An 18,701-nucleotide genomic window follows, 5' to 3' on the forward strand; every position below is an offset into this window, starting at 1 on the left:
ATATTTTCAATTCTCAACGAGAGCTGACACGAGCGCCTTTGGGCTTGAGCAAGCCCATGCTCTTGTCGCGCCTGGCATGCAGCACACCATAAGCGGCGCAGCCGATCACTACTCCCCAGAAGGCCGACCCCAGCCCAAACAGGCTCATGCCCGAAGCGGTGGCCAGGAAAGTGATCATCGACGCTTCGAGATGCTGCTTTTCCGCCGCGGCTGCGGTGATATTGGCGGTAATCGCACCAATCAGCGCCAATCCGGCCAGCAGTGCCACGAAGGTGCCGGGCAGTGAGGTAAACAAAAGCACTATACTGCCTGAGAACATGGCGCCGAGCAGATAGAAGACACCGTTGGCTACCCCCGCCACGTAGCGCTTGCCGGGGTCCGGGTGCGCCTCCTTGCCTGTGCATAGCGCCGCAGTAATCGCCGCCACCACAGTGGTAATCCCACCAAACAGCGCCATGGGTATCGATACCAGACTTGCGGCTGTCAGTATCGGCCTAGCCTGTGTGTCATAACCTGCCCCACGCAAAATTGCCATTCCCGGCAGGAACTGTCCGGTAAGGCTGACCAGCGCCAACGGGATGGCCAGGCTGAGCGTGGTACTAAGCGTCCACTCGGGACGAATCAATTGTGGCTGAGCCAACTGCCAGGAGACACCTTGGAGACTGGCGCCTTCAAACAGCACTGCCAAGGCGATACCCGCGATCAGCAAAAGCACCAGGAAGTAGCGCGGCGACAGCCGCTTGAAGACCAAATAGGCGGCCAACATGCCAATCGCCAGCAAAGGTGCGCTCTCCAGTGAAGTGAAGACCCCGATACCGAACTGAAAGAGAATCCCGGCCATCATCGCCGCGGCAATCCCCGGCGGGATCAGCCGGATGATGCGATCGAAGGAGCCGCTGAGACCGATGACCAAGATAATCGCCGCCGCAGTGAGATAGGCCCCCACCGCCTCGTTTAGTGAAAGCCCTGGGAACAGCGTTACCAACAGTGCCGTGCCTGGTGCCGACCAGGCGGTGACTACCGGTACCTTGAGCCACAAGCTGAGGCCTATCCCGGACACGGCCGCGCCGATCGAGATCGCCCATATCCAGGAGCTCATCATGGCAGCGGAGACTTCGGCACTCTGCGCCGCCTGAAAGAAAATCGCCAGCGGGCCGGCATAGGAGATCATCACCGCCACGAAGCCGGCGGTGATGGCGGGAAACGACCAGTCGCTGCGCAAAGACATCTTCAAGCTCCCATGTTGATGAGCCACAGCAGGAAAAAAGCCCGCACTGTCGCAACAGAAACGGGCAAGGAGGATACGTGGGTTAGCCGGGCAGGCTGACTCGAATAAAGAGGCGGAGGCAAGCCATCAGGTCACCGCCTCTCGCTTCACCGTGAATTCGAAGTCCTTGGTCTCGAAGATCATCGAAATCATCACACCCAGCACCAGAGCCCAGAAGGAGGAGCCAATCTCAAGAATCTGAATGCCCGAGGCGGCAATCAGAAAGGCAAATAGCGCTCCCATTTCATGTTTCTTGCCCGAAAAAGCGATTGACAGGGAGGAAGTGATGACCCGAACCAGAGCAAGGCCGGCGATGATAGCGATGAAGTAGCCTGGCGTGGCCTCGAGCAGGCTGACTACATAGCCATAGAAGGGTGCGCAAACCACGAAGATCGCTCCAGCAATGACGGCCGCTACCCAGCGTTTGTTCGGATCGCCCGCCTCCGGCGAGGAGCAGATACCCGTCATCGGCGCGGCAATACAGGTACTGTGTAGGTTGAAGAAGGACGAAATCATGGTACCCAGGCCGCCCACGGCGGTGATGGCATTGGCCGGCACCTCCTTGTAACCCATGCCCTTCACCAACCCCACACCGGCCGGCGTCTCCATTCCCACTAGAATGATCGCCAACGGCAATCCATAGGCGAGAAAGGCCGAAAGAGTGAACTCGGGCACGATGAATTCAGGGAAGCGAACCGTGGCCTGAATACCGGAAAAGTCGACGCCGGTGAACATCAGGTAGGCGATACCGGCGCCCATGGAAACGAGCAATGGCGGTACCTTGCGAAACAGCCTGGCCGAGAGGAAGAAGGAGAGAATCATGATCGCTGCCGGCAACATGGCGTTCTCCAGTGGACGAACCATGTTGAGGCCGAAGTTAAGCAGGATCCCGCCGATCATGCCCATGACGATAGGCATGGGAATTAGCCGCATGACCGCCGACATGACCCCGGTAAGTCCTGCCACCAAGGAGATGGCCCCAGCGATCAGGGTTGCGCCCAAGGCGGCTTCAAGGCCCACCGTAGGGATCACTGCGGCAAACAGTAGCGCGCCGGGGATCGAATTGGCCATCGGCAATGGCAACCGGTAGTAGGCCGGCATGAACAGGCCGAACAGTCCATTGATCATTAGATAGCTGATGACCCAGATCATGATGAACGAGGAGTCGAGGCCGGCGGCGGTACCGGCACTGATGTGGATGACACCGGCACTAAGGCCGAAGATACCGGCGACCAGACCGGCGCTGATGTTGTCGGGAGAGAGGTCTCTGATGAAATCAGAGGGTGCGTGTCGAAGGCTGACGCCTCTTTCGATATGTTTCACGGCATGCTCCAGGGTATATTGTCATTAGTATTATTAGCGTGCTACAAGATTGCAGCGTCAGGGTAGCCTAGGACACCGCAAGGTCTGACTAGCCCAGATCGCCACCAGCGACTGGTACCACCGTGCCGGTGATATAGCTGGCATCGTCGGAAGCCAGAAAGAGAATCGGGCCGGCCTGCTCATCGAGGGTGCCGTAGCGGCCCATGAAGCTAGTGGCCTTGGTCTGGTCGATGAGCTGCTGGTACCAACCTTTCTCCTGCTCGCTCTGCTCGGCGCTGTTGCGTGGAGTGATGCGTGGCGGTGCCTCGGTACCGCCGGGCGCGGTGGCATTCACGCGAATGCCGTGCTCGGCGTACTCGTAGGCCAGCGCCACGGTCATGGCGTTAACGCCCCCCTTGGCTGCGGCATAGGGCACGCGCATCAGGCCGCGCGTGGCCACCGAGGAGACATTGACGATATTACCGCCACTCTCGAGCAGGTGTGGCAGTGCCGCCCGGCAGCACCACAGCGTGGGAAATAGCGAACGGCGTACCTCGGCCTCGATCTGCTCGGGCTGATAGTGCTCATAGGGCTGAGCCCAGATGGTGCCACCAACGTTGTTGATCAGGATGTCGAGACGCCCGAAGTGCGCATGGACCTGCGACATCACGCCTTGGGCGCCCTCCCAGGTCTCCAGATCGGCCTGAATGGCGATGGCATCGGCGCCCTGTTCGCGCAGTTCATTGACGACGTCATTGATATAATCGGCCCGGTCGACCAGTGCCAGGCGCGCGCCCTCCGTGGCGGCGCGCTCGGCAACTCGCCGTCCGATGCCTTGGGCGGCGCCAGTGATCACCATTACCTGGTCCTGGAAACGCAAGCCTTGGAAACGCGCACTCATGCGACTACCTCGCTCGCCGGCGTCATGCTCGGGGCGAACTTCTCGTAGTGGAAGCTGGCCGGAGTGATGCCCTGCTCACGGAAATGCTTGAGCACCGCATCGACCATCGGCGGGGGTCCGCACAGGTAGACGTCCACCTCGCCACCATGCAGAAGCTCGGGGGCCATATGGTGAGTGACGTAGCCCTTACGCGAATGCGTGCTCGCCTCGTCGGCGACCACCGTGGTGTAGCTGAAGCTGGGCAGCTTCTCGACATAGATGTCGAGCTCATCGAGCTTGACCAGGTGGTCGTCGAAGCTGACGCCGTAGACCAGATGGACCGGCTGATCGCAGCCCTTCTCCTCGAGCTGCTTGAGCATGGCCAAAAACGGCGCCAGACCGGTGCCGCCAGCCAGCATCAGCAATGGGCGCTTGACCTCGCGCAGATAGAAGCTGCCAAGCGGTCCGGTCATGGTCAGATGATTGCCGGGCTGGGCACGGCCGGCCAGATAGCCGCTCATCAGCCCTTCCGGCACGTTGCGGATCAGGAAGCTGGCGCGCGGCTCCCCGGGCTTGGAGCTGAACGAGTAGGAGCGCGTCTCATCGCTTCCCGGCACCTGAATGTTGACGTACTGTCCCGGCAGGAAAACGATCCCCTCTTCGAGATCCAGGTCGACGACCAGCTCGAGGCTATCGTCGGAGAGCTGCTCGACCGCCGCCACGTTGCCGCCCAGCTCGCCGACCTGGGTCTTGCACAGCGTGGAGGCCACCGGCACCTGGATCACGCAGTCCGACGAGGGCACCATCTGGCAGGTGAGCACCATGCCTTCGGCCTCCTCCTCCTCGGACAGCGCTTCTTCCAGGTATTCATCGCCCATGTCGAAGGCGCCCTGCTCGCAATGACCCTTGCAGGTACCGCAGACGCCGTCGGAACAGTCCATCGGCAGGTTGACCTTCTGCCGGTAGGCGGCGTCGAGGACCGTCTCGCCCTCCTTGCAGCCGATGAAGCGGGTTACGCCGTCTTCGAAATTGAGGGCTATCGTGTAGTTCATGCTCGTCTCCTCTCCCACCGGTCGCTATCGATCAGATGTGATAGACGTCGATGACCTGGTGGATATAGTCGTTGTTGAGCACCACCTTCTTGTAAGTGATCAGCGGCCTATCGCCGGACACGTCCAAGGTGTAGAAGGAGGTGCCGAAAAAAGCGCTGGACTGTTGATAGCGATGGCTCAGGGTGTGCCAGTTGAAGCGCAGCTCGACCGTATCGCCTTCCTGGCTGAGCACCTCCAGGTTCGAGACCTGGTGCGTGGTACGCGGCTCGGGAATGCTGGTGGCCCCGGAACGCTCGGTCTTGATGCGATAGACGCGATCCTCCAGCCCCTCGCGGCTGGGGTAGTAGATCAGCGATATCTCGCTGTGCGGATCGCGGGTCAACTCATCGTCGTCGTCCCAAGCCGGCATCCAGAACACCACCTTCTTGCTGTAGCAGGTCAGCCACTCGTCCCACTCACGGTCGTCGAGCAGGCGCGCTTCCCGATGGACGAAGGCTTGGATATCGAGATAATTCATGCTCATGGTGTGCCCTTCCTTACGATGCCGACGCGGTGGGAATGAACTGGCTGCGTTCCTTGTCGATGGCGCGCAGCATCTCTTCGACCCAGTGCTTGTGGTGCATCACGTACAGACCTTCGTCCTCTGGCGAGGCACCGCTCAACAGCGGCTTCATGTCGATGGCGCGGGCGTTGTCGTCGGCGCCCTCGATCCACTGCCTGGCCCCGCGGGAGAGGTCGTTCCACTCGGCGTCCAGGCCGGCATAGCCGCTCTGACAAGCGCGAAACTCCTCAAGATCGTCAGGCGTGCCCATGCCGCTGACGTTGAAGAAATCCTCGTACTGGCGGATGCGCAGCGCGCGGTTCTCGGCGGACTCACCCTTGGGCGCGAAGCAGTAGATGGTGACCTCGCTCTTGTCCACGGCGATCGGACGGATGACGCGGATCTGGGTGGAGAACTGATCCATCAAATAGACGTTGGGATAGAGACACAGGTTGCGGGTCTGGTTGACGATCGAGTCGGCCCGCGCCTCGCCCAGCTCCTGCTCGATCCACTCTTTTTGCGAATAGACTGGACGCACCTCGGGATTGAGCAGGCGCGTCCACAGCATCATGTGACCGTTCTCATAGGAGTAGAAGCCGCCCATGCTCTTCGACCAGCCATTGGCATCCACCGCCTTGGTACCACCGGCGTCATAGTTGCGACGCTCCATGGTCGAGGCGTAGTTCCAGTGCACGGTGCTGACGTGGTAGCCGTCGGCACCGTTCTCGGCCCCGAGTTTCCAGTTGCCGCTGAAGGTGTAGGACGAGGTGCCGCGTAGGATTTCCAGACCTTCCGGCGCCTGGTCGACGATGTTGTCGATGATCTTCATCGTCTCGCCCAGGTAGGTCTCAAGAGGCTGGACGTCGGCGCTCAGGCTACCGAACAGAAAACCGCGGTAGTTCTCGAAACGGGCGATACGCTTGAGATCGTGGGAGCCATCCTGCTTGAAACCGTCCGGGTAGGCGCCGCTCTTCTCGTTCTTGGCCTTGAGCAGCTTACCATCGTTCTTGAACGACCAGCCATGGAACGGACAGGTGAAGGTGCCCTTGTTACCGCGCTTCTTGCGGCACAGGGTCGCGCCGCGGTGGGCACAGGCGTTGATCAGCGCATGCAGCTCGCCCTGCTTGTCGCGGGTGATGATCACCGGTTGGCGGCCCATGGTCACGGTCATGTAGTCGCCCGGCTCACTGATCTGGCTCTCGTGGGCCAGGAACAGCCAGTTGCCCTCGAAGATATGCTTCATCTCCAGCTCGAAGAAGGCCGGGTCGGTGAACATGCTGCGATGGCAGCGGAAGATGCCGCTCTCGGGATCGTCGACGACGGCGCCGCGGACACGCTCCTCGAGTTGATCAAGCTTGCTGGTCATGATCTAGATCCTCGGTGTCTTGTCGTACTACCGGGCGGCCCCGAAGGGTCCGCCGGCGTCAAGGGATGGGGTCGATTAGACCCTGGCGGTAGCGGCCAGCTGGCTGGCCTGGTCCTGCTCGTCTTCCTTGGCTCGCGGACGCTGCTCGTCGCCAGCAGCGGATGCGTACTTTACGGATTTACCCCGGGCCACGCAAGCGGTTTTTGACGAAATCGTCCGCCGATCACACCCACTCATCCACAGGCGATTGCGTCGACCGGCTGTGGATAGCTTATTGCCTTGCTGAAGAAGAGCCTTTTGCATGAGAAACGCCCGCACGAGGCGGGCGTTTGGCTCTTGTCCTTGAGCTGAGCGACCGGCTCAGCTCAGCGTGACGCGGGCATAGCGCTTCTTGCCGGCCTGGATGACATAGCTCTTACCGGTATCGAGCATATGATCGCGCTCGATGACCTCACCATCGACCTTGACTCGACCATTGCTCAGCATGTCCTTGGCCTGAGCGCTGTTGCTAGCCAGGCCCGCCCGGTTGAGCACCGCGGCGATTGGCGCTTGGGCGCCACCTCCAAAATCGACGCTGACTTCCGGCATATCCTCGGGCAACTCGCCTTCCGCCAGCTGGTTGCCTGCTGACTTGTGGGCGTTGGCCGCCGCCTCTTCGCCGTGATAGCGGGCGATCAGCTCGCGCGCCAGGATCATCTTGATGTCACGGGGGTTGGTGCCCGCCTCGACATCGCGTTTGAGCTCCTCGATCTGCTCGTTGGACTTCAGCGAGAGCATTTCGAAGTAGCGCCAGATTAGGCTGTCGGGCATCGACACCAGCTTGTTGAACATCGAGCCCGGCGCCTCGTCGACACCCACATAGTTGCCCAGGGACTTGGACATCTTCTGTACGCCATCGAGCCCTTCGAGCAGCGGCATGGTGACAACGACCTGCGGCTCCTGGCCGAAGTGCTTCTGGATCTCGCGCCCCATCAGCAGGTTGAACTTCTGATCCGTGCCCCCCAGCTCGATATCCGCCTCGAGCGCCACCGAGTCGTAGCCCTGCACCAGGGGATAGAGGAACTCATGGAGGGAAATGGGCTGTCCAGACTTGTAGCGCTTGTCGAAGTCATCGCGCTCGAGCATGCGCGCAACGGTGCTTTGGGCAGCGAGTTCGATCATATCGGCCGCGCTGAGCTTGCCGAACCACTCGGCGTTGAAGCGCACCTCGGTCTTGGCGGGATCGAGTACCTTGAAGACCTGCTCCTTGTAGGTTTCGGCGTTGGCCTTGACCTGCTTCTCGGTGAGGGGCTTGCGGGTCACGTTCTTGCCGGTGGGATCGCCGATGCGTCCGGTGAAGTCGCCGATCAGGAAGATAACCTCATGCCCCATGTCCTGAAACTGGCGCATCTTGGTCAACAGCACGCTGTGCCCCAGGTGAAGATCCGGTGCGGTGGGATCGAAGCCCGCTTTGATGCGCAGCTTGCGGCCGGATTCGAGCTTCTTGATCAGCTCCTCTTCCACCAGAATCTCATGGGTGCCACGCTGCAGCAGCGCCAGCGTGCTCGTGACATCGGACATCGTCTCCTACTCCAATCTAAATGGCTGATACCAGTCCAGCTGGCTTATTGAATGGGGCGGAATGGTAGCATGTCTCGTTCATATCGGCTGCAACCTCAGGTGAGCCGCGGCCAGGAGAAAATAACATGCCACTGTTTATCGGATTGATGTCGGGTACCAGCCTGGATGGAATCGATGCCGCCCTGGTATGCATCGAGGCGCCGGACCATACGCCGCATTTATTGCAGACGCAGGCCGTGGCGATGCCCGACGCACTGCACCAGCAGTTCCTGGCACTCTGCCAGGCACAGCGGGTGAGTTTTGCCGAGCTGGCTCATGCCGAAGACGCTTTCTGCCGGCTGCAGGCCCAGGCGGTCGAAAGCCTGCTGATCAAAAGCGGGACATCGCGAGAAGCGATCGCCGCCATCGGTAGCCATGGCCAGACCATCGAACATGCTCCCCATGGACATGCCACTCAAGGCGAGGGGGTGAAAGCGCCTGCCTATACCTGGCAGCTCGACAATCCCAGCCTGCTGGCCGAGTTGACCGGCTGCCCCGTAGTAGCCGATTTTCGTCGCCGCGATCTGGCCGCCGCAGGCCAAGCCGCTCCCCTCGCGCCGGCATTTCACCGGGCCGTGTTCCGCCACGCCAGTGAGTGGCAGCTGGTGCTCAATCTGGGCGGATTCGCCAATCTGACCCTGCTACCCCCGGACGATCAGCATGAAGTGATCGGCTTCGATACCGGTCCGGCCAATGTACTGTTGGATGCTTGGTACGCGCGCCACCTAGGTGGACGCTTCGATGCCGACGGCCAGTGGGCGGCCTCGGGACACGTCGACGAGCGCCTGCTCGAGCGCATGCTGAACGAGCCGTTCTTTCATCACCCGCCACCGCGCAGCACCGGGCGGGAGCTGTTCCATCTGGCCTGGCTGGAGCGGCACTTGAGCGGCAGCGAAGCGCCACAGGATGTCCAGGCGACACTCGCTGAGCTGACCGCGACGAGCATTGCGCTGGGTATCGAGATGGCCAGGGAACAGTTCGACGCCCCTCCCCTCAAGGCACTGATCCCCTGTGGTGGCGGGGCGCACAATGCCGATCTGCTAGCGCGCCTGGCACAGCACCTGCCCGAAACGCCCCTGGTGCCCAGTGATGACTGGGGCTGGCCGGCCGACTGGCTGGAAGCGGGCGCCTTCGCCTGGCTGGCGTGGCGGCGGCTGGAGGGGCTGCCCGGCAACCTGCCTTCGGTCACCGGTGCCAAGGGGCCTCGCGTACTCGGCGGCGTCTACGCTCCTTGAGGCGATCAGAAGTCGTCTTCGTCGCGCAGTGAGAGGCGATTGCCCCCCGCCTGGTCGTTCTCCCTGCGAGGAGCCGTATCGCCGAGCTTGATCATCAAGCGCAGATCGTTGGCCGAATCGGCATGCACCAGCGCCATGTCCTGGCTGATCACCCCCTCCTGATAGAGGGCATAGAGCGCCTGGTCGAAGGTCTGCATCCCCAGCTCGCGGGAGCGCGCCATGACACTCTTGATCTCGCCTGCCTGACCCTTGCGGATCAGGTCACTGATCAGCGGCGAGCGCAGCATGATCTCGATGGCCGCCCGGCGCCCGCCGTCCAGGGTAGGCAATAGCTGCTGTGCGATGATCGCCTGCAGGTTCAGCGACAGCTCGAGCCAGACTTGGTGATGCCGCTCCGCCGGGAAGAAGTTGATGATCCGATCCAGCGCCTGGTTGGCGTTGTTGGCGTGCAGGGTGGCAAGACATAGATGCCCGGTCTCGGCAAATGCCAGGGCGTGCTCCATGGTCTCCTGGGTACGCACCTCGCCGATCAGGATCACGTCCGGCGCCTGACGCAGCGTGTTCTTGAGCGCCACCTCGAAGGATTCGGTATCGATTCCCACCTCGCGCTGATTGATCATCGCCTTCTTGTGCGGGTGGATATACTCGATGGGGTCCTCGATGGTGATGATGTGCCCACCGATGGTCTCGTTGCGATCCTGGATCATCGACGCCAGGGTGGTCGACTTGCCCGTGCCGGTGCCGCCCACCACGAACACCAGGCCACGCTTGATCCTGGCCAGCTCACCCAGCGTGGCGGGCAGCGCCAGCGCCTCCAGCCGCGGAATGTCGAACGTGATGCGCCGCAGCACCATCGCCGGCTGACTACGCTGCTTGAAGGCGCTGACACGAAAGCGCCCTCGCCCGGTCAGGCTCAGGGCGAAATTGGCCTCCTGCTCGGTGGTGAAACGTTCGCGCTGACTCTCCGGCATCGCCGCCTTGACCAGCTCGGCGACCTGGGCCTGGGCCAACGGCTGGTCGCCGAGCGGCGTCAGTGCACCGGATACCTTCAAGGTGGGAGGTGCGCCCACCGAGATCAGCAGATCCGACGCTTGCTGGTCGACCATGATCCCCAACAACTGTTGTAGCCATTCGCTTGCCGTCATGGCGCACCTCGCACACTACGCTTATCGATTCCGCTCTTCACGGTGCCAGCGCTCCCTTGGCCCTGGCCTGCGCCTCTTCACGTGTTACGAAGCCTTCGCTCACCAGGCGCGCCATCGACGCATCGAGGGTCACCATACCCAGATTGCCGCCAGTCTGGATGGCGGAGTAGATCTGCGCCACCTTGTCTTCGCGAATCAAGTTTCGCACCGCCGCCGTCGCCACCAGTATTTCATGAGCGGCCACCCGCCCTCCGCCGGTGCGCTTGAGCAGCACTTGGGCAATCACCGCCTGCAGCGATTCGGAGAGCATCGAGCGCACCATCGACTTCTCGTCCCCGGGGAAGACATCGATGATGCGGTCGATGGTCTTGGCTGCCGAGGTGGTGTGCAGGGTGCCGAATACCAGATGGCCGGTTTCGGCGGCGGTCAGCGCCAGGCGGATGGTCTCCTGGTCGCGCATCTCGCCGACCAGAATGACATCCGGGTCCTCGCGCAGAGCACTGCGCAGCGCCGGCGCGAAGCCGAGCGTGTCGCGATGCACCTCGCGCTGAGTGACCAGGCAGCGCTTGCTGCGATGCACAAACTCGACAGGATCCTCAATGGTCAGGATATGGTCGTAGCGGGTGTCGTTGATATAGTCGATCATGGCGGCAAGGGTGGTACTCTTGCCCGACCCGGTGGGCCCGGTGACCAGCACCAGGCCGCGTGGCAGCTGGGCCAGGCGGCGGAACACGTCACCCAGGTTCAGCTCCTGCATGCTCATCACCTGCGCGGGAATGGTGCGGAACACCGCCCCAGCGCCGCGCCCATGATGGAAGGCGTTGACACGGAAGCGCGCGACATTCGGCACCTCGAAGGAGAAGTCCGTCTCGAAGAACTCTTCATAGTCGCGACGCTGCCGATCGTTCATGATCTCGTAGATCAGCTTGCGTACCTCGCGATCCTCCATGGCCGGGACGTTGAGGCGGCGGATGTCGCCATCGACGCGGATCATGGGTGGCAAACCCGCCGAAAGGTGCAGGTCAGAGGCGTTCTGCTTTGCCGAAAACGCCAGCAATTCGGTAATATCCATGGACTTCCCCGCTCCCAGGTAAGGTCGTTATTCGTATGACAGAGGTCGTAATCGCCAAGACATTCGAGTCGGCGCGCCAGCGTCTGGCCCAGGCACTGGACGCAGCGGGGCGGCCGGCAGACGGGGCCGAGCTGCTGGCCGTGAGCAAGACCAAGCCTGCCGACATGATTCGCCAAGCTTATCATCAAGGCCAGCGCGCTTTCGGCGAGAGTTACCTGCAAGAAGCGCTGGAGAAGCAGCAGGCCCTTGCCGAGCTTGGCAATATCGTCTGGCATTTCATCGGTCCACTGCAATCCAACAAGACCCGCGCGGTCGCCGAGCACTTCACCTGGGTCCACAGCGTCGATCGCGAGAAGATCGCCAAGCGCCTCGCTGAGCAGCGTCCGGCGCACCTGCCGGCACTGAATGTCTGTCTGCAGGTGAACATCAGCAATGAGCCAAGCAAGGCGGGGGTGGCGCTGGAGGCGCTCGATGCGCTGGCCGATAGCGTGATGGCACTGCCGAACCTTACCCTGCGCGGTTTGATGGCCATTCCAGAGCCGCAAAGCGATCCGGTGCGCCAGCGACTCCCCTTCGCGCAACTCCGCCAGGCACTCGCGACGCTCAAGACTCGCCACCCCCAGGCTCCACTCGATACCCTCTCCATGGGCATGAGCGACGACCTGGAGGCCGCCGTGATGGAGGGCGCCACGCTAGTACGCCTGGGTACTGCACTCTTCGGCGCCAGAAACCTCTGACGCTTCGATTATCTTACTGAACGCAAGGAGTCCCAAATGGGCAACGCCGGCCTGCTACTGGTCAATACTCTCGTCAATATCTATCTGTTCCTGCTGATGCTGCGTTTCCTGCTGCAGGCCTCGCGTGCCGACTACTACAATCCGCTCAGCCAGTCGGTAGTCAAGGTCACTCAGCCGGTGGTACGGCCCTTCCAGAGTTTCCTGGGTCCGGTGGGACGCTTCGACCTGGCCACCCTGGCGGCGGGCTTCGTGCTCAAGGCGGTCAGCATCATCGCCATCCTGCAGATCGCCGGCTACGGTATGCCGCCCATCGCTAGTGTCGCCATCGGCTCGGTCGCGGCGCTGGCCAATGCGATCCTCAAGATCTACTTCTTCGCGCTGATCGGCATGATCATCCTCAGCTGGGTGGCGCCCAACGCCAGCCATCCCGGGGCGCTGCTGATCATGCAACTGGTCGAGCCGATCATGGCGCCGGTGCGCAAGGTGATTCCGCCGCTAGGCATGATCGATCTTTCTCCCATCGTGGTATTCATCGCCATCAACCTCATCGATGGTATCGTGGTGGGCGCGCTGACCCGCGCCGCCGGCATCTCCGGTGCCTTGGTCGGGATCTGACGGCGTGCCACAAGAGTCGGCTAGATTGGTGACCACAACACGACGGGACCCCGAAACCGCGATGCTCGAGTTTTCTAGCGATTCGGTCGGCCTGGTAGCGCCGCAAGCGGCCCACTTCGACGACCCCTTGGCCCTGGCCTGCGGCAGGACGCTGCCCAGCTACCAGTTGATCTATGAAACCTACGGCACCCTCAATGCCGAGGGCAGCAATGCAGTGCTGATCTGTCACGCGCTGTCGGGGCATCATCATGCCGCCGGCTACCACAACCAGGAGGAGCGCAAGCCGGGCTGGTGGGATGCCCATATCGGCCCAGGCAAGAGCATCGACACCAACCGCTTCTTCGTGGTCTCACTCAACAACCTGGGCGGCTGCCACGGCACGACAGGCCCCTGCGCCACCAACCCCGAAACCGGCCGAGCCTGGGGGCCGGACTTCCCGGTCATGACCGTCAGCGACTGGGTGCACAGCCAAGCGCGGCTGGCCGACCGGTTGGGCATCGAACGCTTCGCCGCCGTGGTGGGCGGCAGCCTTGGCGGCATGCAGGTGCTACAGTGGACACTCGCCTATCCCGAGCGGGTCGCCAATGCCGTGATCATCGCCGCCACCCCCAAGCTCTCGGCACAGAACATCGCCTTCAACGAGGTCGCCCGCCAGGCGATCCGCTCGGATCCGGATTTTCACGATGGCTGGTACAGTGAGCACGGCACGGTACCTAGGCGCGGGCTCAAGCTGGCGCGCATGGTCGGTCATATCACCTACCTCTCCGAGGATTCGATGGGCAGCAAGTTCGGACGCGACCTGCGCAGCAACGATCTCAACTTCGGCTATGACGTCGAATTCCAGGTCGAGTCCTATCTGCGCCACCAGGGCGACACCTTCTCTACCGCCTTCGATGCCAACTCCTACCTGCTGATGACCAAGGCCTTGGATTACTTCGACCCCGCCGCCGCCCATGGCGGCGAGCTCGCCGCCGCACTGGCGCCAGCCACCTGCCCATTTCTGGTGGTCAGCTTCACCACCGACTGGCGTTTCCCGCCGTCACGCTCGAAAGAGCTGGTCGACGCCCTGATCCGCGCCGACAAATCGGTCAGCTACGCCAACATCGAATCGCCGCATGGCCACGATGCCTTCCTGCTGTCAAACGAGCGCTACAACGCAGTATTCGCCGGTTTCATGAGTCGTGCGGCACGTGCGCTTGGACTAGACAAGCGTGAGCCGAGCGACACCGAGGGAGAGAAATGATGCGCGCCGATCTCAAGCTGATCTACGGTTGGGTCCCGGAAGGGGCGCATATTCTTGATCTGGCGTGTGGCGATGGCACCCTGCTCGACGTGTTGGCCCGTGACAAGAACGTCACCGGCTATGGGCTGGAAATCGACCCTGACGGCATTACCGCCTGCATCGAGAAGGGAGTCAACGTCATCGAGCAGAACCTCGACGAGGGGCTGGCCAACTTCGACGACGATGCCTGCGATCTGGTGATCATGACCCAGGCGCTGCAGGCGCTGCGTCGCCCCGACATCGCCCTTGACGAGATGCTGCGCGTGGCGGCGGAGTGCATCATCACCTTCCCCAACTTCGCCTACTGGCGCCACCGCGGCTATCTCGGCTTCAAGGGCTACATGCCGGTATCGCGCTCGCTGCCGCACGCCTGGTATGACACGCCGAACATTCATCTGTCGACGTTCAATGATTTTGAACGACTCTGCCGTGACAAGGGTCTGACCATCACTGACCGCGCCGTGGGCAATGGCGACCACGAGGGCCACTGGAGCTCACGGCTGTGGCCCAACCTGTTCGGCGAGACGGCGATCTTTCGCGTCAGCCGCCGTCGGCAGGGTACAGCGTCAGAAAGCCAAACGTGATAGAGCAGAGGATGACATGACGAGGAAATTCTTGGCGATCTGCTGCCTGGGATGGGGCCTGCTGATGGCGGGAACCAGCCAGGCACAGCAGTACGATCAGGTCGGTAACTATCAGATCCACTACAATGCGGTGAACACCAGTTTTCTCACCCCCGAGATCGCCGCTGCACACAACATCCAGCGCAGCCAGGTACAGGCGTTGCTCAATGTCAGCGTGCGCGAGGAGCTCGAGGACGGTACCACCCGGGCAGTCAATGCCATGGTCAACGGCAGTGTCGGCAACCTGGCCGGGCAGTCCCAGCCGCTCTCGTTTCGTACCGTCCGCGACGGCGACAGCATCTATCATCTGACCACCTTCCGCATTCAGGAGGACGAGCCGATGCGCTTCGACCTCGACGTCACCTACGACCGCAATCGCGAACCCGCCAGCGTCAATTTCATTCAGCGCTTCTATATCGATCGCTGAGCGGAAGTTCGAACAGGCGGTCGAGGCAGACCGGCAGACGCCGGGAGAGCGAGATCGCCACTGGCGTGCCCTCCCGCACCTCGACATGACAACCATAGGCCAGCAGCTCCACACCGCTGGCCGCCACCTCGCGCAGAGTCCGGGCATAGCGTGCATCGAGATGCGCAGCCGGTACGACATCCTGGATACCAGTGTGCGCCACGCAGAACAGCAGCACCGCCCGATGACCCTGGGCAGCCAGTGCAGCCAGCGCCTCGAGGTGACGACGCCCTCGCTCGCTGACGGCATCGGGGAAGTAGCCGTGGCCATCCAGCTCCTTGAGGGTGACCTGCTTGACCTCGACATAGGCGGTCCCGAGCGCGGTATCCTCCAGGCGGAAATCGAGTCGCGCCCCCTCAACGACCGCCTCGCGCCTGAGCGATGCATAGCCGCGCAACTCCTCTACCACACCGCCGCCCAGCGCCTCCTCGGCGATGCGGTTGGCGCGTCCGGTCTGTACCGAGGCCACGGCGATCCCGCCCTGTGCCTGAGGCAGTTCGATCAGCTCCCAGGTCCAGGCCAGCTTGCGCTTGGGATTGTCGCTCGACGAGAGCCACACCCGGCAGCCGGGTACGTTGACGGCACGCATCGAGCCGGTGTTGGGACAGTGCGCCACCACGACCGAGCCATCCTCGAGCTCGATATCGGCCAGAAAGCGCTTGTAGCGCCTGAGCAGTATGCCCGGCGTCAGGTCAGGGTACTTCATGCACGCACTCCTATTGCCGGGCCAGGAAGCGTGCGAGTCTCGATACCGCCTCTTCCAGACGCGGCACACTGGTGGTAAAGGCGATGCGCACGTGGTGTTCACCCCCACGCAGAGCAAAATCGATGCCGGGCGTGATGGCGACGTCCTCCTCCTCCAGCAGCCGGCGACAGAACGCCTGGCTGTCATGGCTGAAACGCGAAATATCCAGCCACACATAGAAGGCTCCCTGGGGCGGCAGCGAGGGGGCAAGTTCCAGGCGCGCCAGCCCCTTGAGCAGGGCATCGCGGCGGTACTGCAGCTCGCGCCGGCGACGCTCGAGCTCTTCACGACACTCCGGCGTGAAGGCTGCCAGCGCTGCATGCTGGGCGGGGGTGGAGGCTGCCAGGAAGACATTCTGCGCCAGCCGCGTCAGCGGTTCGACGGCTGTCTCCGGCGCCACCAGCCATCCCAGCCGCCAGCCGGTCATGCCGAAATACTTGGAGAAGCTGTTGACCACGAAAGCGTCCGGGGCCACGGCGGCGGCCGATACCGGGGGCGTATCATAGGTCAGCCCCTGGTAGATCTCGTCGACCAGCAGTGCCCCGCGACGCGCCTTGACGACGCTCGACACTTCGGCCAGCTGTGCGGCATCGAGCATGTGGCCGGTGGGATTGGAGGGCGTGGCCAGCATCGCCAGACGCGTCGCATCGCGCCAATGCTCGGCGATCAGGGCGGCATCGAGCTGCCAGCCGCTCTGCGGCCCCACCGCCACCGTATCCAGCTCGGCATCGGCCAGTGCCATGAAGTGACGATTGCAGGGATAGGTGGGATCGGCCATCAGTACCCTGTCGCCACGCTCGACAAGCAACTGGCTTGCCAGCAGCAGGGCACCCGAGGCACCCGGCGTGACGATGATCCGCGAAGGCTCGACTGTCGCGGCGAAGTGACGCGCATAGTGCTCGCTGATCGCCTCGCGCAGCGCCGGCAACCCCGCCGCCGGAGTATAGCGGGTGTGCCCGCCGGCCAAGGCGCGCTGGCCGGCGGCGATGATCGGATCGGGGGTGGCGAAGTCGGGCTCGCCGACCTCCAGGTGGATGACATCGTGCCCCGCCGCTTCACGCGCTTGAGCGACCTCCAGCAGGCTCATCACCCGGAAGGGTTCTATCCTTTCCAGTCGCGCACTCCAGTGCATTTGAAATTCCTCAATTAGCCTTGCCCCAAGGCGCTGGGACAAAAGCACCATTGTAAGCCGACTCGCCTCGACGACGCAGCGAACTGAGTTGCAAGAGATGTTGCAAAGGCCGCGTTTTTTCGCTAAACAAGCAGACCTTTGGTGAGAAGCTCGCCGCACGTCAGCTATCGATCAGCAGTCACTTAAGTAACGAGGCAGCCCCATGCCAGTAGCAGCCAAGAAGACGGAAGCGCCTAAGAAATTCACCCCGTACGAGCCTGCACCGGGTGAAGAGTACATGAACGAGAAGCAGTTGGAGCACTTCCGGCAGATCCTGCTGGGCTGGAAACAGGAGCTGATGGAGGAGGTCGACCGTACCGTTCGTCATCTTCAGGAAGAGGCGAACAATTATGCCGATCCGGCGGATCGCGCCACCCAGGAAGAGGGTTTCAGCCTCGAGCTGCGTACCCGCGACCGCGAGCGCAAGCTGCTCAGGAAGATCAACGAGACGCTTGACATGATCGATGAGGAAGATTATGGCTTCTGTGAAGCGTGTGGCGTCGAGATCGGCATCCGTCGTCTCGAGGCGCGCCCCACCGCCACGCAATGCGTGGACTGCAAAACACTGGCCGAACTCAAGGAGAAGCAGCTCGGCGGCTGATCTGCCGCCCGAGCCCTGTCTTCCATCGTGACGGGCACCTTCGGGTGCCCGTTCGCGTATCGGCAGGTCACGCACGGGAGATCTCATGGGCGACTATCGCGGCCGTTTCGCACCAACCCCCTCCGGGCCGCTGCACTTCGGCTCTCTGGTGGCGGCACTTGGCAGCTACCTCGATGCCCGTCATCAGGGCGGTGCCTGGCTACTGCGCATCGAAGACATCGACCCGCCACGCTGCCGACCCGGCGCAAGCGACGAGATCCTCCGCCAGCTCGAGGCCTTCGGCCTGCAGTGGGACGGCCCGGTGACCTATCAGCACGCTCGCGACGAGGCCTACCAGCAGGCCCTCGATCACTTGCGCGATATCGGCCTTGCCTACCCCTGCGGCTGTTCGCGCAAGCAGTGGCAAGCGCATGCCGTCTACCCCGGCTGGTGTCGTGACGGGGTACGCGCCCCCGAACGATCCGTCGCCTGGCGTTTGAGAAGTGATCTCGGTCTGCGTCCGGTCGAGTGGCAGGACAGGCTGTTCGGCGCCCAGCACTTTGACCCCGCCGCCCTGGGCGATGTGGTGCTCAAGCGCAAGGATGGGCTCTGGGCCTACCAGCTCGCCGTGGTGGTGGACGATGCTTGGCAGGAGATCACCGATGTGGTGCGCGGCTTCGATCTGCTCGACAACACACCCTGGCAGCGTCAGCTGCAGGTCGCGCTTGGTCTCCCCGAGCCGCGCTACCTTCACCTGCCGTTGATTGTCGGGGCCGATGGTCAGAAGCTCTCCAAGCAGAACCTCGCTCCGGCGCTGCCAAGCCACGGTGACGCCGAAATCCGTCAACTGCTTCATCACGCCCTGCTGGCACTAGACCAGGCCCCCGATGATGCCCAGCGTCAGGCACCGGTAGAGGAGCAGCTGGCCGTTGCGATCGAGCGCTGGTCCCCCTCCCAGTTGCGTGCACAGGCCGAACGCCGCGACGCGACCTGTTAGTATCGTCTTATCGAGGCGCGAACAGG

The 18,701-nt window shown here is 62.5% G+C and carries 19 protein-coding genes; 8 read left to right on the forward strand and 11 right to left on the reverse strand.

The features are described 5' to 3' along the window. Positions 1-13: 13 nt before the first annotated feature. From HJD22_RS09365 to tyrS, 7 genes are all read right to left on the reverse strand, one after another. Positions 14-1,228 (reverse strand): benzoate/H(+) symporter BenE family transporter, encoded by a 1,215-nt coding sequence (locus HJD22_RS09365; RefSeq protein ID WP_208655713.1) that lies wholly within the window; start codon positions 1,226-1,228, stop codon positions 14-16. A gap of 126 nt (positions 1,229-1,354) precedes the next feature. Further along, positions 1,355-2,590 (reverse strand): benzoate/H(+) symporter BenE family transporter, encoded by a 1,236-nt coding sequence (locus HJD22_RS09370; protein ID WP_208655712.1) that lies wholly within the window; start codon positions 2,588-2,590, stop codon positions 1,355-1,357. Between the two features lie 88 nt (positions 2,591-2,678). Further along, a complete protein-coding gene (benD, locus tag HJD22_RS09375; protein WP_208655711.1) occupies positions 2,679-3,470 on the reverse strand; it encodes a benzoate diol dehydrogenase BenD in 792 nt (263 codons plus the stop codon). Beyond that, positions 3,467-4,501 carry a benzoate 1,2-dioxygenase electron transfer component BenC gene (benC, locus tag HJD22_RS09380; protein ID WP_208655710.1) on the reverse strand — a complete coding sequence of 345 codons (1,035 nt, stop codon included), beginning with the start codon at positions 4,499-4,501 and terminating at the stop codon, positions 3,467-3,469. Before benC ends, benD begins: the two co-directional genes overlap by 4 nt. Before the next feature lie 31 nt (positions 4,502-4,532). Next, the gene (gene benB / locus HJD22_RS09385; RefSeq protein ID WP_208655709.1) at positions 4,533-5,024 is read right to left on the reverse strand and encodes a benzoate 1,2-dioxygenase small subunit; all 492 of its coding nucleotides are present in this window, start codon (positions 5,022-5,024) and stop codon (positions 4,533-4,535) included. Between the two features lie 13 nt (positions 5,025-5,037). Further along, positions 5,038-6,408 (reverse strand): Rieske 2Fe-2S domain-containing protein, encoded by a 1,371-nt coding sequence (locus HJD22_RS09390; protein WP_208655708.1) that lies wholly within the window; start codon positions 6,406-6,408, stop codon positions 5,038-5,040. Between the two features lie 360 nt (positions 6,409-6,768). Then, a complete protein-coding gene (gene tyrS, locus HJD22_RS09395; protein ID WP_208656233.1) occupies positions 6,769-7,968 on the reverse strand; it encodes a tyrosine--tRNA ligase in 1,200 nt (399 codons plus the stop codon). Positions 7,969-8,093: 125 nt separating this feature from the next. Here tyrS and HJD22_RS09400 point away from each other — a divergent pair, with 125 nt between their 5' ends. Beyond that, positions 8,094-9,242, forward strand: a complete 1,149-nt coding sequence (locus HJD22_RS09400) for an anhydro-N-acetylmuramic acid kinase (protein ID WP_208656234.1) — start codon at positions 8,094-8,096, stop codon at positions 9,240-9,242. A gap of 5 nt (positions 9,243-9,247) precedes the next feature. Here the strand turns inward: HJD22_RS09400 and HJD22_RS09405 are convergent, their stop codons facing one another. Continuing rightward, complete coding sequence (locus HJD22_RS09405) at positions 9,248-10,387, reverse strand: PilT/PilU family type 4a pilus ATPase (protein WP_208656235.1); 1,140 nt, start codon at positions 10,385-10,387, stop codon at positions 9,248-9,250. A gap of 37 nt (positions 10,388-10,424) precedes the next feature. Then, the gene (locus HJD22_RS09410; protein ID WP_208656236.1) at positions 10,425-11,459 is read right to left on the reverse strand and encodes a type IV pilus twitching motility protein PilT; all 1,035 of its coding nucleotides are present in this window, start codon (positions 11,457-11,459) and stop codon (positions 10,425-10,427) included. Positions 11,460-11,494: 35 nt separating this feature from the next. Here HJD22_RS09410 and HJD22_RS09415 point away from each other — a divergent pair, with 35 nt between their 5' ends. From HJD22_RS09415 to HJD22_RS09435, 5 genes are all read left to right on the forward strand, one after another. Further along, positions 11,495-12,196 (forward strand): YggS family pyridoxal phosphate-dependent enzyme, encoded by a 702-nt coding sequence (locus HJD22_RS09415; RefSeq protein ID WP_208656237.1) that lies wholly within the window; start codon positions 11,495-11,497, stop codon positions 12,194-12,196. A gap of 36 nt (positions 12,197-12,232) precedes the next feature. Beyond that, complete coding sequence (locus tag HJD22_RS09420) at positions 12,233-12,811, forward strand: YggT family protein (protein ID WP_208656238.1); 579 nt, start codon at positions 12,233-12,235, stop codon at positions 12,809-12,811. A 61-nt stretch (positions 12,812-12,872) separates the two neighbouring features. Beyond that, positions 12,873-14,054 (forward strand): homoserine O-acetyltransferase, encoded by a 1,182-nt coding sequence (locus HJD22_RS09425; protein ID WP_208656239.1) that lies wholly within the window; start codon positions 12,873-12,875, stop codon positions 14,052-14,054. Further along, a complete protein-coding gene (gene metW / locus HJD22_RS09430) occupies positions 14,054-14,677 on the forward strand; it encodes a methionine biosynthesis protein MetW (RefSeq protein ID WP_248730194.1) in 624 nt (207 codons plus the stop codon). The genes HJD22_RS09425 and metW overlap by 1 nt, the downstream gene beginning before the upstream one ends. Before the next feature lie 16 nt (positions 14,678-14,693). Beyond that, positions 14,694-15,143 carry a DUF4426 domain-containing protein gene (locus tag HJD22_RS09435; RefSeq protein ID WP_208656241.1) on the forward strand — a complete coding sequence of 150 codons (450 nt, stop codon included), beginning with the start codon at positions 14,694-14,696 and terminating at the stop codon, positions 15,141-15,143. Here the strand turns inward: HJD22_RS09435 and sfsA are convergent. Further along, positions 15,115-15,888: a DNA/RNA nuclease SfsA gene (gene sfsA / locus HJD22_RS09440; protein ID WP_208656242.1), complete on the reverse strand. Its 774-nt coding sequence runs from the start codon at positions 15,886-15,888 to the stop codon at positions 15,115-15,117. The genes HJD22_RS09435 and sfsA overlap by 29 nt on opposite strands. Positions 15,889-15,898: 10 nt before the next feature. Beyond that, positions 15,899-17,059, reverse strand: coding sequence for a pyridoxal phosphate-dependent aminotransferase (locus tag HJD22_RS09445; protein ID WP_208656243.1), 1,161 nt, complete (start codon positions 17,057-17,059; stop codon positions 15,899-15,901). Positions 17,060-17,261: 202 nt separating this feature from the next. Between HJD22_RS09445 and dksA the strand changes: the two genes are divergently transcribed. Next, a complete protein-coding gene (gene dksA / locus HJD22_RS09450; protein ID WP_208656244.1) occupies positions 17,262-17,699 on the forward strand; it encodes an RNA polymerase-binding protein DksA in 438 nt (145 codons plus the stop codon). An 85-nt stretch (positions 17,700-17,784) separates the two neighbouring features. Then, positions 17,785-18,675, forward strand: a complete 891-nt coding sequence (gluQRS, locus tag HJD22_RS09455) for a tRNA glutamyl-Q(34) synthetase GluQRS (protein ID WP_208656245.1) — start codon at positions 17,785-17,787, stop codon at positions 18,673-18,675. The last annotated feature ends 26 nt before the right edge of the window (positions 18,676-18,701 follow it).

It is taken from the genome of Halomonas sp. TA22, assembly GCF_013009075.1.
In the GTDB taxonomy this organism is placed as follows: domain Bacteria; phylum Pseudomonadota; class Gammaproteobacteria; order Pseudomonadales; family Halomonadaceae; genus TA22.

Bases quoted from the DNA above. Each gene is read 5' to 3' on its own strand.
- HJD22_RS09365 (WP_208655713.1), bottom strand. From the start codon at position 1,228: ATGTCTTTGCGCAGCGACTGGTCGTTTCCCGCCATCACCGCCGGCTTC.
- benD (WP_208655711.1), bottom strand. From the start codon at position 3,470: ATGAGTGCGCGTTTCCAAGGCTTGCGTTTCCAGGACCAGGTAATGGTG.
- benC (WP_208655710.1), bottom strand. From the start codon at position 4,501: ATGAACTACACGATAGCCCTCAATTTCGAAGACGGCGTAACCCGCTTC.
- benB (WP_208655709.1), bottom strand. From the start codon at position 5,024: ATGAGCATGAATTATCTCGATATCCAAGCCTTCGTCCATCGGGAAGCG.
- HJD22_RS09390 (WP_208655708.1), bottom strand. From the start codon at position 6,408: ATGACCAGCAAGCTTGATCAACTCGAGGAGCGTGTCCGCGGCGCCGTC.
- tyrS (WP_208656233.1), bottom strand. From the start codon at position 7,968: ATGTCCGATGTCACGAGCACGCTGGCGCTGCTGCAGCGTGGCACCCAT.
- HJD22_RS09400 (WP_208656234.1), top strand. From the start codon at position 8,094: ATGCCACTGTTTATCGGATTGATGTCGGGTACCAGCCTGGATGGAATC.
- HJD22_RS09405 (WP_208656235.1), bottom strand. From the start codon at position 10,387: ATGACGGCAAGCGAATGGCTACAACAGTTGTTGGGGATCATGGTCGAC.
- HJD22_RS09410 (WP_208656236.1), bottom strand. From the start codon at position 11,459: ATGGATATTACCGAATTGCTGGCGTTTTCGGCAAAGCAGAACGCCTCT.
- HJD22_RS09415 (WP_208656237.1), top strand. From the start codon at position 11,495: ATGACAGAGGTCGTAATCGCCAAGACATTCGAGTCGGCGCGCCAGCGT.
- HJD22_RS09420 (WP_208656238.1), top strand. From the start codon at position 12,233: ATGGGCAACGCCGGCCTGCTACTGGTCAATACTCTCGTCAATATCTAT.
- HJD22_RS09425 (WP_208656239.1), top strand. From the start codon at position 12,873: ATGCTCGAGTTTTCTAGCGATTCGGTCGGCCTGGTAGCGCCGCAAGCG.
- metW (WP_248730194.1), top strand. From the start codon at position 14,054: ATGCGCGCCGATCTCAAGCTGATCTACGGTTGGGTCCCGGAAGGGGCG.
- HJD22_RS09435 (WP_208656241.1), top strand. From the start codon at position 14,694: ATGACGAGGAAATTCTTGGCGATCTGCTGCCTGGGATGGGGCCTGCTG.
- sfsA (WP_208656242.1), bottom strand. From the start codon at position 15,888: ATGAAGTACCCTGACCTGACGCCGGGCATACTGCTCAGGCGCTACAAG.
- HJD22_RS09445 (WP_208656243.1), bottom strand. From the start codon at position 17,059: ATGCACTGGAGTGCGCGACTGGAAAGGATAGAACCCTTCCGGGTGATG.
- dksA (WP_208656244.1), top strand. From the start codon at position 17,262: ATGCCAGTAGCAGCCAAGAAGACGGAAGCGCCTAAGAAATTCACCCCG.
- gluQRS (WP_208656245.1), top strand. From the start codon at position 17,785: ATGGGCGACTATCGCGGCCGTTTCGCACCAACCCCCTCCGGGCCGCTG.